Origin of the sequence: Pseudomonas sp. IT-P395 (genome assembly GCF_949767675.1) — a bacterium.
Classification (GTDB): Bacteria; Pseudomonadota; Gammaproteobacteria; order Pseudomonadales; family Pseudomonadaceae; genus Aquipseudomonas.
On the sequence record NZ_CATKPW010000014.1, the window covers coordinates 25,200 to 39,858 of the forward strand.

At 59.6% G+C, this 14,659-nt stretch carries 13 protein-coding genes and 1 pseudogene; 3 read left to right on the forward strand and 11 right to left on the reverse strand.

The genetic code is table 11. From position 1 onward, the window contains the following. Window positions 1–173: 173 nt before the first annotated feature. From ACM6IN_RS13120 to hutC, 7 genes are all read right to left on the reverse strand, one after another. The gene (locus ACM6IN_RS13120; protein WP_007909304.1) at window positions 174–1,004 is read right to left on the reverse strand and encodes a quaternary amine ABC transporter ATP-binding protein; all 831 of its coding nucleotides are present in this window, start codon (window positions 1,002–1,004) and stop codon (window positions 174–176) included. Beyond that, the gene (locus ACM6IN_RS13125; RefSeq protein ID WP_007949591.1) at window positions 1,001–1,852 is read right to left on the reverse strand and encodes an ABC transporter permease; all 852 of its coding nucleotides are present in this window, start codon (window positions 1,850–1,852) and stop codon (window positions 1,001–1,003) included. Before ACM6IN_RS13125 ends, ACM6IN_RS13120 begins: the two co-directional genes overlap by 4 nt. A gap of 83 nt (window positions 1,853–1,935) precedes the next feature. Beyond that, a complete protein-coding gene (locus ACM6IN_RS13130) occupies window positions 1,936–2,904 on the reverse strand; it encodes an ABC transporter substrate-binding protein (RefSeq protein WP_414916169.1) in 969 nt (322 codons plus the stop codon). Window positions 2,905–2,974: 70 nt separating this feature from the next. Beyond that, window positions 2,975–4,447: a purine-cytosine permease family protein gene (locus tag ACM6IN_RS13135; protein WP_095113976.1), complete on the reverse strand. Its 1,473-nt coding sequence runs from the start codon at window positions 4,445–4,447 to the stop codon at window positions 2,975–2,977. Between the two features lie 122 nt (window positions 4,448–4,569). Further along, window positions 4,570–6,252, reverse strand: coding sequence for a urocanate hydratase (hutU, locus tag ACM6IN_RS13140; protein WP_414916170.1), 1,683 nt, complete (start codon window positions 6,250–6,252; stop codon window positions 4,570–4,572). 450 nt (window positions 6,253–6,702) lie between these two features. Then, window positions 6,703–7,272, reverse strand: a complete 570-nt coding sequence (locus ACM6IN_RS13145) for a HutD family protein (protein ID WP_414916171.1) — start codon at window positions 7,270–7,272, stop codon at window positions 6,703–6,705. 9 nt (window positions 7,273–7,281) lie between these two features. After that, window positions 7,282–7,992, reverse strand: a complete 711-nt coding sequence (hutC, locus tag ACM6IN_RS13150; protein ID WP_162130175.1) for a histidine utilization repressor — start codon at window positions 7,990–7,992, stop codon at window positions 7,282–7,284. Between the two features lie 146 nt (window positions 7,993–8,138). Between hutC and ACM6IN_RS13155 the strand changes: the two genes are divergently transcribed. Next, window positions 8,139–9,503, forward strand: coding sequence for a formimidoylglutamate deiminase (locus tag ACM6IN_RS13155; protein WP_095113973.1), 1,365 nt, complete (start codon window positions 8,139–8,141; stop codon window positions 9,501–9,503). A gap of 120 nt (window positions 9,504–9,623) precedes the next feature. Here the strand turns inward: ACM6IN_RS13155 and ACM6IN_RS13160 are convergent, their stop codons facing one another. Together ACM6IN_RS13160 and ACM6IN_RS13165 are read right to left on the reverse strand one after the other, a co-directional pair. After that, window positions 9,624–10,193, reverse strand: a complete 570-nt coding sequence (locus ACM6IN_RS13160; protein ID WP_095113972.1) for a lipocalin family protein — start codon at window positions 10,191–10,193, stop codon at window positions 9,624–9,626. Window positions 10,194–10,223: 30 nt separating this feature from the next. Next, window positions 10,224–10,478, reverse strand: a complete 255-nt coding sequence (locus ACM6IN_RS13165; RefSeq protein WP_003220802.1) for a hypothetical protein — start codon at window positions 10,476–10,478, stop codon at window positions 10,224–10,226. Between the two features lie 293 nt (window positions 10,479–10,771). Here ACM6IN_RS13165 and ACM6IN_RS13170 point away from each other — a divergent pair. Together ACM6IN_RS13170 and ACM6IN_RS13175 are read left to right on the forward strand one after the other, a co-directional pair. Beyond that, a pseudogene (locus ACM6IN_RS13170) lies at window positions 10,772–11,794 on the forward strand (cache domain-containing protein); the annotation flags it as partial. Between the two features lie 93 nt (window positions 11,795–11,887). Further along, complete coding sequence (locus ACM6IN_RS13175; protein WP_371260421.1) at window positions 11,888–12,652, forward strand: methyl-accepting chemotaxis protein; 765 nt, start codon at window positions 11,888–11,890, stop codon at window positions 12,650–12,652. A 200-nt stretch (window positions 12,653–12,852) separates the two neighbouring features. On the opposite strand, the gene ACM6IN_RS13180 is transcribed toward ACM6IN_RS13175, so the two are convergent. Next, window positions 12,853–13,455: a DUF924 family protein gene (locus tag ACM6IN_RS13180; protein WP_414916172.1), complete on the reverse strand. Its 603-nt coding sequence runs from the start codon at window positions 13,453–13,455 to the stop codon at window positions 12,853–12,855. A 3-nt stretch (window positions 13,456–13,458) separates the two neighbouring features. After that, entirely contained in the window at window positions 13,459–14,469 is a 1,011-nt protein-coding gene (locus ACM6IN_RS13185) for a class 1 fructose-bisphosphatase (RefSeq protein ID WP_007909265.1), read from the reverse strand. Window positions 14,470–14,659: the final 190 nt, after the last annotated feature.

A 14,659-nucleotide genomic window follows, 5' to 3' on the forward strand; every position in this document is an offset into this window, starting at 1 on the left:
TAATATTGATGCAGCTTTACCGGCCTCATCGCTGGCAAGCCAGCTCCCACAGGATCTCCAGTGTTCACACAATCTCTGTAGGAACTGGGCCTGCGAGCCCTCATTGTTCACACAACCCCTGTGGGAGCTGGCTTGCCAGCGATAGGGCCAGTCAGTGCACTGCATAATTCAGATCAAACCACTGCCGCCCGCCGCTGCACGAACCGGTCAACATACTCATCCGCCGGCGAATGCAGAATCTCGCGCGGCGTACCGACCTGAATCAGGCGACCATCCTTGAGAATCGCAATGCGGTTGCCGATACGCACCGCCTCGTCGAGGTCATGGGTGATGAAGACGATGGTCTTGTGCAGGGTCTTTTGCAGCTCCAGCAACTGGTCCTGCATCTCGGCGCGGATCAGCGGATCCAGCGCACTGAACGCTTCGTCCATGAGGATGATGTCGGTGTCCGCCGCCAAGGCGCGGGCCAGGCCGACACGCTGGCGCATGCCGCCGGAGAGCTGGTGCGGGTATTTGTTTTCGTAGCCTTTGAGGCCGACCGTGTTGATCCAGTGCAGCGCGCGTTCCGAGCACATTTGCTTGCTCTCGCCACGCACTTTCAGGCCGTAGGCGACGTTATCGAGCACGGTCTTGTGCGGCAGCAGGCCGAAGCTCTGGAACACCATGCTGATCTTGTGTCGACGAAATTCGCGCAGGGCATCCATGTCGTATTGCAGGATGTCGACGCCATCGACGAGGATCGCGCCGCTGGTCGGGTCGATCAACCGGTTGAAGTGGCGCACCAGTGTCGATTTTCCGGAACCGGACAGGCCCATGATCACAAAGATCTCGCCAGTGCCGATGCTCAGCGACAGGTCGTTAACGCCGACCACGCAACCGGTTTCACTCAGCACCTGATCCTTGGTCTTGCCCTGGCCGACCATGGCCAGCGCATCCTTGGCGCGGTTGCCGAAAATCTTGAAGACGTTTTTGACTTCGATCTTGCTCACGGTTGCGTTGCTCATTTGCTCACCTCATGCCGTGGCCGACCGTACGCCTGAGTAATGCGGTCGATGACCACTGCGAGAATCACGATCGCCAGACCGGCTTCGAGGCCGCGTCCGACGTTGAGGGTCTGAATCCCCACCAGCACATCTTCACCCAGGCCACGGGCACCGATCATCGAGGCGATCACCACCATCGACAGGGCCATCATGGTGGTCTGGTTGATCCCGGCCATGATGCTTGGCAGCGCCAGCGGCAGTTGCACGCCGAACAGCTGCTGCCAGCGGTTGGCACCGAAGGCGTTGATCGCTTCCATCACTTCGCCGTCGACCTGGCGAATGCCCAGATCAGTCAGGCGAATCAGCGGCGGTGCGGCGTAGATCACCGTGGCGAAAATCGCCGGGACCTTGCCCAGACCGAACAGCATCAGCACCGGGATCAGGTACACGAAACTCGGCATGGTTTGCATGATGTCGAGCAGCGGCATCAGCACCGAACGCAAGCGATTGCTGCGCGCCGAAAGAATCCCCAGCGGAATGCCGATCAGCACCGAAATGATCGTCGCGACCATCATCAACGCCAGGGTCTGCATGAGCTTGTCCCACAAGCCAACGGCGCCGACGAGGAACAGCAGACCGACGATGACTGCTGTGGTCACGACTTTACGCGTGGCATGCCAAGCGACCACACCAACGATCGCCAGCATCAACCACCACGGCGCTGCGCGCAGCAAGCCTTCGAGGTTGACGATGGCCCAGAGCAGTGTGTCGGAGATGTGGCGGAACACATCACCGTAGTTGGTGACCAGCGAATCGACCCAACCGTTGACCCAGTCGGCGATGGAAAAGGTAAAGCTTTCGGGAAACATAAGCGGCTCTCAATCAGAAATCTCAATCAAGCGTTTACGGCATATCCCCCGGCCAGCCTCACGGTTGACCGGGAGGTATCGACCTACAGCGCCGCGTCGATTTTCTTGGCTGCGTCTGCACTCACCCACGCATGCCAGACCTCAGGATGTTCCTTGAGGAAGATTTTCGCCAGTTTCGGCGACTCGATACGCTCCTTGGCCATACGGCCCAGGTTCTGGTTCAGCAGGTCGATCGGCAGGTTGACCTTTTCCAGCACGGCGACCAGTTCCGGGGCCTCGTCGTGGAAGGTTTTCGACAGGCCGACCTTGATGCTCACGGTCTTGTCGACGCCCGGTTTTTCTTCCAGTTTGACCAGATCCACCTGGCCCATCAGCGGGGTTGGCGACCAGTAGTAAAACAGGATCGGCTCGCCACGCTTGTAGCTCGACAGCACTGCTGCATCCAGCGCAGGACCGGTGCCCGGGCGGAAGTTGGTGTAGCTGCTTTCTAGGCCGTAGCTTTTCAGCATTTCGCTGTTGTCGAGTTCGCAGGTCCAGCCGGCCGGGCAGTTGTAGAAACGGCCCTTGGACGGCTCTTCAGCGTCCTTGAACACGGCGGCGTATTTGCCCAGGTCAGCGATGTTTTTCAGGTCTGAAGCTTTCGGCTCAAGCTTGCGCTTGGCGTCGCCTTCGATCACGTAACGCGGCACGTACCAGCCTTCCACCGCGCCCACTACCGGAGCGCCGACACCGACGACCTTGCCGGCCTTCTCGGCCTTGTTCCAGACCTCGCTGCGGCCGACCCATTCTTCGGCGAACACTTGAATATCGTTGCTGCTCAGGGCGTTTTCCATGGTGATGGAGTTGCCCGGGAGGCTGTCGGTCTTGCAGTCGTAACCTTTCTCCAGCACCACTTGCAGGACGTCGGTCAGCAGCATGCCGCTTTCCCAGTTCAGCCCGGCGAACTTCACCGGTTTGCCCGATTCGCACCAGCCCGCGGCTTGGGACGCACCGGCACTGGCCAGCAGGCCCATGGACAGCAATGTGGTCAGCAGGGTCTTGTTCGATTTCATTGTTGTGACGCTCCTAATCATGAATTGGCTTACGGCAGTCAAGAGGCATCCAGCCCTGTCCACGTCCAAATCAGGCCTGCGCCGCAGCGCGACCGGCCCCGCTTGTTTTAGGTTGTACAACGCTGTTCTGCTCGACCGGCAGAATCAGTTGATCGGGCACTGCGCTGTGCCATTTTTTTGCGCACACGTAGTAGACGACGGCCGGCAGCACCAGGCCGATGATCCAGGAGATATCGACGTCACCGAGGGCGGCCACCAGCGGACCGGTATAGAACTTGGTGGAGATGAACGGCAACTGCACCAGCACACCGAACACATAGACGCTGATGCCGAGCAGGTTCCAGCGACCGTAGCGGCCATTCGGGTCGGCCAGCGCCGGCACGTCGTAGCGCTCACGGGTGATGCAGTAGTAGTCGACCAGGTTGATCGCGCTCCACGGGGTGAAGAAGGCGAGCAGGAACAGGATGAAAGACTTGAACGCACCGAGGAACGAGTGCTGACCGAGCAGCGCGATCAGAGTAGCGGCGCCGACGATCACCAGCACAAACACCAGCCGCTGCATCCGGGTCACCGTCAGATGGCCTTTGAAACCACTGATGATGGTCGCGATGCACATGAAGCTGCCGTAGGAGTTCAGCGTCGAGATGGTCACCTTGCCGAACGCGATGCTGAAGTACAGCAGCGCCGCGGTGGCACCGGTGCCGCCCAGACCGACGATGTAGGCGACTTCATGACCGGCGAACTGACCGTTGGAGGAAGCCGCGGCGAACACGCCGAGGATCATCGCCACTTGTGCGCCAACCACAGAGCCGGCACCGGCGGCGAAGAATGTTTTGACCGCCGAGGTATTGCTCGGCAGGTAACGGGAATAGTCAGCCACGTACGGGCCGAATGCGATCTGCCAGGAGGCCGCGAGCGACACCGCGAGGAGGAAGCTGCTCCAGCTGAAGTGACGGATTTGCAGAAGTGCGCCGACATCGGTCTGGCTCATCAAACGCCAGAACAGGAACACGAAAGCGATCACGCCAATGACGCTGGCAACACGGCCGATCCAGTGGATCACCCGATAACCGAGCACCGTCACCAGCACGATGACGCTGGCAAAAATCAGGATGCCGACACTGTCGCTGACGTTAAACAACTGCCCCAGCGCCTGGCCGGAAAGCACAGTGCCCGTCGCGGTGAAACCCAGGTACATCAGGCACACCAGCACGATCGGGATCGCCGCGCCGTAAACGCCAAACTGCACGCGGCTGGAGATCATCTGTGGCAGGCCCAGCTTCGGGCCTTGCGCGGCATGCAGCGCCATCACTCCACCGCCCAGCAATTGACCGATCAACAGACCGATCAACGACCAGAACACATCACCGCCGAGCACCACGGCCAAGGCCCCGGTGACAATCGCGGTGATTTGCAGGTTGGCGCCCATCCACAGGGTGAACTGGCTAAACAGACGACCGTGTCTTTCCGCTTCCGGGATGTAGTCGATCGAACGCCTTTCGATCAACGGTTTGTTGCCTGCACGATCGGTGTTGACAGCCATGATTCAACCTCTGTGGATTGTTAGATTCTCTGTAGGAGCTGCCGCAGGCTGCGATCTTTTGATCTTGAAAAACCAACATCAAAAGATCGCAGCCTGCGGCAGCTCCTACAGGGGTTTTGCATTTATTTGCCGGTAATCATCGGCAGGTTCAGGCCCTGTTCTTTGGCGCAGTCGATGGCGATCTGGTAACCGGCATCGGCGTGACGCATGACGCCGGTGGCCGGGTCGTTGTGCAGCACGCGCGCGATGCGCTCGGCCGCTTCGTCAGTACCGTCGCAGACAATCACCATGCCCGAGTGCTGCGAGAAGCCCATGCCGACGCCGCCGCCGTGGTGCAGGGAAACCCAGGTCGCCCCGCTCGCAGTGTTGAGCAATGCGTTGAGCAATGGCCAGTCGGACACGGCGTCGGAACCGTCCTGCATCGATTCGGTTTCACGGTTCGGGCTAGCGACCGAGCCGGAGTCAAGGTGGTCGCGACCGATCACGATTGGCGCCGACAACTCGCCGCTGCGGACCATTTCGTTGAAGGCCAGACCGAGCTTGGCGCGCAGGCCCAGGCCGACCCAGCAGATACGTGCCGGCAGACCCTGGAAGCTGATGCGCTCGCGGGCCATGTCCAGCCAGTTGTGCAGGTGCGCGTCATCCGGGATCAGCTCTTTGACCTTGGCGTCGGTTTTGTAGATGTCTTGCGGATCACCCGACAGTGCCGCCCAGCGGAACGGGCCGATGCCACGGCAAAACAGCGGACGGATGTAGGCCGGTACGAAGCCCGGGAAATCGAACGCGTTTTCGACGCCTTCTTCCTGTGCCATCTGACGGATGTTGTTGCCGTAGTCGAAGGTCGGGATGCCTTGCTTCTGGAATTCCAGCATGGCTTTGACGTGCACAGCCATCGACTGCTTGGCGGCTTTGATCACCGCGGCCGGTTCGGTCTTGGCGCGGGCGCGGTACTCGTCCCAGGTCCAGCCGGCAGGCAGGTAACCGTTGAGCGGATCGTGGGCACTGGTCTGGTCGGTGACCATGTCCGGGCGCACGCCGCGCTTTACCAGTTCCGGGAGAATTTCTGCGGCGTTACCCAACAGGGCGATGGAGATCGCTTTGCCTTCCTTGGCGTATTTATCGATGCGCGCCAGAGCGTCGTCGAGGTCTGTGGCTTGCTCGTCGACGTAACGGCTTTTCAGACGGAAATCGATGCTGACCTGCTGGCATTCGATGTTCAGCGAGCACGCGCCGGCCAAAGTTGCCGCCAGAGGTTGTGCGCCGCCCATGCCACCGAGGCCAGCGGTGAGAACCCACTTGCCGGTGAGGTTGTCGTTGTAGTGCTGGCGACCGGCCTCAACGAAGGTTTCGTAGGTGCCTTGGACGATGCCCTGGCTGCCGATGTAGATCCAGCTGCCGGCGGTCATCTGGCCGTACATGGCCAGGCCTTTGGCGTCGAGTTCGTTGAAGTGTTCCCAACTGGCCCAGTGCGGCACGAGGTTGGAGTTGGCGATCAACACACGCGGGGCGTTGCTGTGAGTCTTGAACACGCCGACCGGCTTGCCCGATTGCACCAGCAGGGTCTCGTCGTCGTTCAGGTTGGTCAGGCTCTCGACGATCTTGTCGTAGCACTCCCAGTTACGCGCGGCGCGACCGATACCACCGTAGACCACCAGCTCTTTCGGGTTCTCGGCAACTTCCGGGTCGAGATTGTTCATCAGCATGCGCAGCGGCGCTTCGGTCAGCCAGCTCTTGGCGGTCAGCTTGTTGCCGCGGGCGGCGCGGATCTCAACGTTGCGAAACTTTGTAGGCTTATTGTCAGTCACGAAAAAGACTCCTCAGCGATCAATTCAAACCAACCCTGGCAGTGGGCAAGCAGCCTGTGCGCTTCGATGCGCGACAAGCGAATCAGTGGACGCTGCGGAGAGTCTCGAGCGACTCATACGCATACGTCTTTACTTGTACATACAAGCATATGCAATCAAGCGGCCAACTTGTTGGAGGGTCGTTCAAGAAAAATCGCCGGAAAGGCTGGAGAGCGCCTGAATCAAGGGTTCAGGCGTGGATGAAATTTTTCCTGGGGATGATTTAGGGAGGCGCGGGCTTTGTTACATGAGCGTGGTTTTGCGCCACGCTGGGGCGTTCGGTAACAAGTTGGTGCGTGGGTTGGGAACACCCCAAAAGCAAAAGATCGCAGCCTTCGGCAGCTCCTACACTGGGTTTGATGTACACCCTGTAGGAGCTGCCGAAGGCTGCGATCTTTTAAGATTTCTGAATCAGCGTCCAGTCAGTTCAATGACGCAGCAACCCGCATTGGTGGAGACTTCGGCCAGACCGCTGTTGCCGTCCAGTTGCAGGCAATCATGTCGCCCCAACTGCGAAACACTGTCACCGATCCGGACTTCCAGCAACTCACTGACACTGAACACCAACACCGTCCCCGCCGAGCTGAAGAAACGCTGCTCACCGTCCAGCCACTGCAACCGCGCGCTGTAACGCTGCGGCATATAGATCAGGTTGAAATCGCGAATCGCACCGCCGAGCAGCGTGCACAACACCTGGCTTTCACCGCTAAAGGCAAACGGGTCGAGCGGTAACAGCGGCCGCGTATCGTCGCCGTCAACGCACAAGGTCATGCCGTCACCCTGCAACACGGTGATCACCCGCTGATAACCGGCGAATGTTGAAAAACCACCGGATTCGGCGATGTCGGCAATCGACAGACGCCAGCCAAAACCGTCCAGCCCGGCACCCGCGTCACGGGTGATTTCTTCAGTGCTGCCGCCGCCGTTTTTCCACGGCATGCGCGGGTAGCCTTCGGCGCGTAAAACCCTCAAACCATTCATTTATGCTCTCTATTTATGGAACCGCCCTTCCAGACGATGACGGGAACCCGGGTGAATCAATCGTGCAGCGGTAACCGGCTGACGCCCCGACCACGTGCGGCGACGAATCAACAAGCACGGCTCACCCTTTTCAATCTGCAGCAACTTGCACTCTGAGGATTCGGCGAGGATCGCTTCAACCACGTGCTCGCCCTCGGTCAGCGGCGCCACCTGGTTCAGATAGGCGTACGGCGTTTGCAGAGTGAAATCCTGTTTGAGGTATTCCGGAGCGACCAGCGCGTTGACGAAACGGTCTTCGATTTGCACCGGAATGTCGTTTTCGTAATGCACGATCAGCGAGTGGAACACCTTCTGCCCTTCGCGCATGTCCAGTGCCAGCGCACGTTCGGAACCGGCGGCCTCTTCTTCGAGGGTGATCACCTGGCAGGTGTGGCGATGGCCACGGGAGGCAATTTCGTCGGCGATGTTGTGCACTTCGAACAGCGCGGACTGGCTCTTCGGTTCAGCGACAAACGTGCCGACGCCTTGCATGCGCACCAGCAGACCGTCGGCGGTCATCTCGCGCAGGGCACGGTTGATGGTCATGCGGCTGAAACCGAGTTGATTGACCAGCTCGCTCTCGGACGGCACGCGGTAGTGCGGCGGCCAGTTTCCGCTGTCGATCTGCTGGGTGATCATCTGTTTGACGCGGGCGTACAAGGGCGCCGGACTGTCGCCCATGTTCGCGGCCAACGGGGAGACTGGAGGCGGAGTCGGCACGGTTGATCCCTGTTCATTGGATGAAAGTGGCTAGCTTGCCGGAGTTTACCGGGCAGGCAAACGTCTGTATATGTATATACAAATAACACACGATGGGGTGCTGAACCATGTCCGCCTTCTTTGCCGAACGCGCGCTGCTGCCTAACGGATGGGCCAACAATGTACGTCTTGAGGTCAGCGCCGAGGGCTTGCTGACCCGAATCCAGGCCGATTCCACCGCAGATGGCGCTGAACGGCTGAGCGGCCCGCTGCTGCCGGGCATGCCGAATTTGCACTCCCATGCCTTCCAGCGAGCGATGGCAGGTCTGGCTGAAGTGGCCGGCAATCCGAACGACAGTTTCTGGACCTGGCGCGATCTGATGTATCGGCTCGTCGGAAAAATCAGCCCGGATCAGCTCGGCGTGATTGCCCGTCAGCTGTACATCGAAATGCTCAAGGCCGGTTACACTTCGGTCGCTGAATTTCACTATGTGCACCACGACAGCAATGGTCAGCCGTATGCCGATCCGGCTGAATTGGCGTTGCGCATCAGTCAGGCCGCAAGCGAAAGCGGCATTGGTCTGACCCTGTTGCCGGTGCTCTACAGCCACTCCGGTTTTGGCGGCCAGACGCCGAATGACGGCCAGCGCCGCTTCATCAACAGCACCGAAAATTACCTGAATCTGCAATCGCGTTTGCAGCCGTTACTGGCGCAGCAAAAGGCGCAGTCGTTGGGCCTGTGCTTCCACTCGTTGCGCGCGGTGACCCCGCAGCAGATCAGCGAAGTCTTGGCGGCCAGCGACAAGCAATGCCCCGTGCACATTCACATCGCCGAACAGCAGAAAGAGGTCGATGACTGCTTGAGTTGGAGCGGTCGGCGTCCGCTGCAATGGCTCTACGAAAATACCGAAGTCGATCAACGCTGGTGTCTGGTGCACGCCACCCACGCCAACCCGGAAGAAGTCACGCTGATGGCCAAAAGTCGCGCCATCGCCGGGCTGTGCCTGACCACCGAAGCGAATCTCGGCGACGGAATTTTCCCGGCGGTGGATTTCCTCGCCCAGGGTGGGCGCATGGGTATCGGTTCCGACAGCCATGTCTCGCTCAGTGTGGTCGAGGAATTGCGTTGGCTGGAATACGGCCAGCGCCTGCGTGATCAGCGGCGTAATCGCTTGTATGGCGCGGATCAGCCGATGGTTGGACGTACGTTGTATGACGCGGCGCTGGACGGTGGTGCGCAGGCGATGGGGCAGCCGGTTGGTGCGCTGGAGGTGGGCAAGCGTGCGGACTGGATTGTGCTCGATGGCAGCGATCCGTATCTGGCGACGGCCACGGGTGACGGGATTTTGAATCGCTGGTTGTTTGCCGGCGGCGATCGGCAGGTGCGCGATGTGCTGGTCAACGGCCAGTGGGTAGTGCGTGATGGTCGGCATGCAGGGGAAGAGGACAGTGCTCGTGCCTTCACCCAGGTCCTGCGCGACCTTTTAGGCTGACACACATAACCCAATGTAGGAGTGAGCCTGCTCGCGATAGCGGTGTATCAGTCACATATTTATGGCTGACAAACCGCTATCGCGAGCAGGCTCACTCCTACAGGGGGTTGGCGGTGTTCTTTAGTTTGAAGTCTTGGCCATCTGTCGATCAGTCGCACGCCAGATCAGTCGCGTCGTGTCATAACCCTGCTGACGCGCCTTGCTCAGCAGCTCTTCACGCACCACACCGTTGACGGTCGGCGTGCGTGACAGCAACCACATGTACTTGCGACTCGGGTCGCCGACGATGGCGGTCTTGTAGTCATCGCTGACGTACAACACCCAGTATTCGCCTTTTGCCACACCCGGAATCAGGCGTGAGAACCAGGTATCGAATTCGACCCAGAGTTTATCGGTCTTGCCCGGCACCTGTGGATAAGCCGTGCCCTTGGCCTCTTCCCACTGCCATTGCGGCGTCAGGCAGCGATTGAGCACCGCGACATTGCCGTCAGGCTTGAGGGTGTAATGGGCTTCGGACTGCGCGCAATTGCGCTGGAAGTACATCGGCAAGCGCGCCAGCTCATACCAGGTGCCCTGATAACGCTTGAGATTGACGCTGTTGACGGTTTTCGGCGCCAACGGGTCTACGCCGGAAGTGGCGCAGCCGGCCAGTACCAGGCCGGCAAAAAGGATCAGCAATAACCGCTTCATTTTTCTTCTCCGTGGGCGCGAAGCCCCGGTTTACTTCAGGCCTTGGCCGGAAAACATCAGCACTTTGTCACCGGCATACTGCACGCTGATAAAGCTGTTCTTGTCGCCCCAGGTGCAACTGGACATGCCGAGCGCGCCCGAGCAATCGGTGGGCTTGCCGAGCAGAGTCTCGACTTCGGCCTTGGCCATACCGGCCGAAAGCTTCGAATAGTTTTCCTGATTGACCTTGCTGCATGCGGCCAACAGCACGCAAAACGTCAGAAGGGCGATAGATCGCAGCGACATGGTGTAACTCCTGGAACGAGGGGGGATGGCATGGTGCCAACCAGAAGCTTAGAAGAGAAAACCCTCATCTGGTTCCGTGGGCGGACGGCTATTTATTAGCCCGCCTGTCTGGCATTTGCCGATAAATCAGACACTTTGTAGGGCTATTGAGCATTTCGTCGCCTTTCGCCAAAGACGCCTAATCTTTGGCGCGTCGCGGTCGAAATAAGAGCAGCGCAAAGCCCCCGAGTGTGGCAAATTGCCGCCCTTTCTTGACCAGCCCCTTCGCGGTAGTTCATTCGATGACCAGAAACATGAAATTCAGCCACAAGATCTTGTTGGCTGCCGCCCTCGTGGTGGCCGTTGCGTTCGCCTGTTTCATTTTCTTCAACGACTATCGACAGCGCGAAGCCTTGGGCAGCAGCACCGAAGCCTCGATGCAGGAACTGGGCAGCCTGACCACCAGCAACATCCAGACCTGGCTGGAAAGCCGCATTCAATTGCTGCAATCGCTGTCGCAGCAAGTGGCTGTCGACGGCAACGCCCCCGCCAGCCTGAAACGCATCATCGACCTGCCCGCCTACACCGGCAATTTCCAGCTCAGCTATTTTGGCGGCGCCGACGGCGTGATGTTCTCGGTGCCGGCCGGCAATCGCGCGCCGGATTACGATCCACGCGCACGCGGCTGGTACAAAGCGGCCAACAGCGCGCAACAGACCATCGTCACCGAACCGTACATCGCCGCGTCCTCGGGCAAACTGGTAATCACTGTCGCCACCCCGGTGCAGCGCCAGGGCCAGATGCTCGGCGTCGCCGGTGCCGACATCGACCTGACCAGCGTCAGCGCGATCATCAACTCGCTGAACTTCGGTGGCCACGGCCACGCGTTCATCGTCAGTGCCGATGGCAAGATCCTTATCCACCCGGACAGCAAACTGGTGCTCAAGACCCTCGCCGAGGCCTACCCGAACGGCGCACCAAAAGTCAGCCCGGGCCTGAAAGAAGTCGAGTTCGACGGCAAGACGCAGTTGATCTCCTTCACCCGCGTCAACGGCGTGCCGTCGGCCGACTGGTACGTGGCGCTGGTGCTCGATAAAGACACCGCGTTCGCCATGCTCAGCGAATTCCGCACCTCGGCGCTGATCGCCATGGTTATTGCCGTGGTAATCATCATCGCCCTGCTCGGCATGCTCATTCGCGTGTTGATGCAACCGCTGCTGACCATGGGCCGCGCGATGCACGACATCGCCGAAGGTGAAGGCGACCTGACCAAACGTCTGGTGATCCACGGCAACGATGAGTTCGGCGCACTGGGCACCTCATTCAACCGTTTTGTTGAGCGCATTCACACTTCGATTCGTGAAGTGTCCTCGGCCACCGGCCAGGTCAACGAAGTCGCCCTGCGCGTGGTCGCAGCGTCGAACTCGTCGATGTACAACTCCGATCAGCAAGCCTCGCGCACCAACAGCGTGGCCGCGGCGATCAACCAACTCGGCGCCGCCGCGCAGGAAATCGCCCAGAACGCCGCCCTCGCCTCGCAGCACTCCAGCGATGCGCGCAGCCTCGCGGTCGACGGCCAGCAGGTTGTCGATAAAACCATCCACGCCATGCAGCAGCTGTCGGCGAAGATCAGCGATTCGTGCGGCAACATCGAAACCCTGAACAGCAACACGGTGAACATCGGCCAGATTCTCGAAGTGATCACCAGTATTTCCCAGCAGACCAACCTGCTCGCGCTCAACGCCGCGATCGAAGCGGCGCGTGCCGGTGAAGCCGGTCGTGGTTTCGCCGTGGTTGCCGACGAAGTGCGCAACCTCGCGCACCGCACCCAGGATTCGGCGCAGCAAGTGCAGAAGATGATCGAAGAGCTGCAAGTCGGCGCGCGCCAGGCGGTCAGCATCATGACCGAGAGCCAGCGCGAGAGTGAAAGCAGCGTCGGCATCGCCAACCAGGCCGGTGAGCGGTTGGGCAGCGTGACTCAGCGTATTGGTGAGATCGACGGGATGAACCAGTCGGTGGCCACCGCGACTGAAGAGCAGACCGCTGTGGTCGAGTCGATCAACGTCGATATCAACGAGATCAACACGCTGAATCAGGAAGGTGTGGAGAACTTGCAGGCAACGTTGCGGGCGTGCTCGGATCTGGAGCAGCAGGCGGCGCGGTTGAAGCAGTTGGTGGGTAGTTTCAGGATTTAAAGATCAAGGGCTTTACCCCCTCACCCCAGCCCTCCCGAAACGTCGGACCGCCCCCAGGGGGGCGAGGGGGGAAAGGGAGCAGATCTTCAAGCCTTTCAAAACCTGAGTTCGACTCAGGTCTCTCAAGTCGATGTACCTCCAACATCCACCTCGGTCAGTCCCCTCTCCCCCTGGGAGAGGGCTAGGGTGAGGGTAAGCCCTTAAAACCTTGACCCAGGTTCGGAAAGAAAGACCAACTCTTCAGCCGTTGACTCCCGCCCCAACACCGCATTGCGATGCGGAAACCGGCCAAACCGCGCAATCACCTTTTGATGCCGCTCGGCATAATCCAGATTATCCGCAAACACCGCCCGCTCCGACCCCGGCTGTTCAGCCACCAGCTCGATAAATCTGGAAACCGCCTCATTCTGCACCGCGAGGTTTTCGCAGTGTTCGAACACCAGATAAATGAATACACGCTGAATCGGTTTCAACTGCCGATCGAAATCCGCCGCAATGCCTTGGGCAACGAGTTTCTGCGCGCGCAGATCACCGGAAAACGCTTTGGGAGTGTCGCGAAAGATCATTCGCGGCAATTGATCGAGCAACAGCACCAGCGCCAGCCAACCTTCGGGACGTTGCGTCCACTCGGTCAATTCGCCGGCCAGGGCCTGATCGACAAAGACCCCGAAACGCGTCTGCGCTTCGAGGTCTTGGCTGTCTCGCTTGCCGAACCACAACTTGCCCTTGTCAGCCGAAATCTCGTCCGGTGATTCGGCATGTCCGAACCACCAATCGAGCAACGGCTGCCAGGGCGCAGTCATGGTTTATTCCTTGTGGTAAGCCGTAGCGCGAGCGACTTCTTCTTTCGAGCCGAGGAAGACTGCTACGCGCTGGTGCAGGCCTTCAGGCTGGATGTCGAGAATACGCTGATGACCGTCGGTGGACGCGCCGCCCGCTTGTTCAACGAGGAACGACATCGGGTTGGCTTCGTACATCAGACGCAGTTTGCCTGGCTTGGACGGCTCACGGCTGTCGCGCGGGTACATGAACAGACCGCCACGGGTCAGGATGCGGTGTACGTCGGCAACCATCGCCGCGACCCAACGCATGTTGTAGTTCTTTTTCAGCGGACCTTCTTCACCGGCCAGCAGCTCGCCCACGTAGCGTTGTACCGGTGCTTCCCAGTGACGCTGGTTGGACATGTTGATGGCGAATTCCTGGGTCGATTCAGGAATGGTGATGTCTTCGTGGGTCAGCACGAAGCTGCCCATTTCGCGGTCCAGGGTGAAACCTTTGACGCCGTCACCGAGGGTCAGTACCAGCATGGTTTGCGGGCCGTAGATCGCGTAACCGGCGGCAACTTGCTGAGTGCCTGGCTGCAGGAAAGCTTTCTCGTTCAGCGGCTCGTTCTGGCTCAGGTATTCGTTCGGGCAACGCAGTACCGAGAAGATGGTGCCGACCGGAGCGTTGATGTCGATGTTCGACGAACCGTCCAGTGGGTCGAATACCAGCAGATAGGCGCCTTTCGGGTATTTGCCCGGGATCTGGTAGGCATTGTCCATTTCTTCGGACGCCATGCCGGCCAGGTGACCGCCCCATTCGTTGGCTTCGAGCAGGATCTCGTTGGAGATCACGTCGAGTTTCTTCTGCACTTCGCCTTGGACGTTTTCAGTGCCCATGCTGCCCAGAACACCACCCAGGGCGCCTTTGGACACGGCGTGGCTGATTTCTTTGCAAGCACGCGCCACCACTTCGATCAGGAAACGCAGATCGGCAGGAGTGTTATTGCTGCGGGTCTGCTCAATCAAATAGCGACTCAGGGTAACGCGGGACATGGACGGCTCCGGTGGAATGGGGGGCTAAAAACCCGCGCAGTTTACAGGGAGTCTGAAAACGTAGCGAGCGAAGACGCCCGGTAACGTGCGTTGGGGTGTAATTGCCTGCATGAGACGTGAATGTGGGTGGAGAGTTCAGGTAGCGGGTTTAGCGTAGACCGGTTCGGGACGGATGGTGGTTGAGTGATAG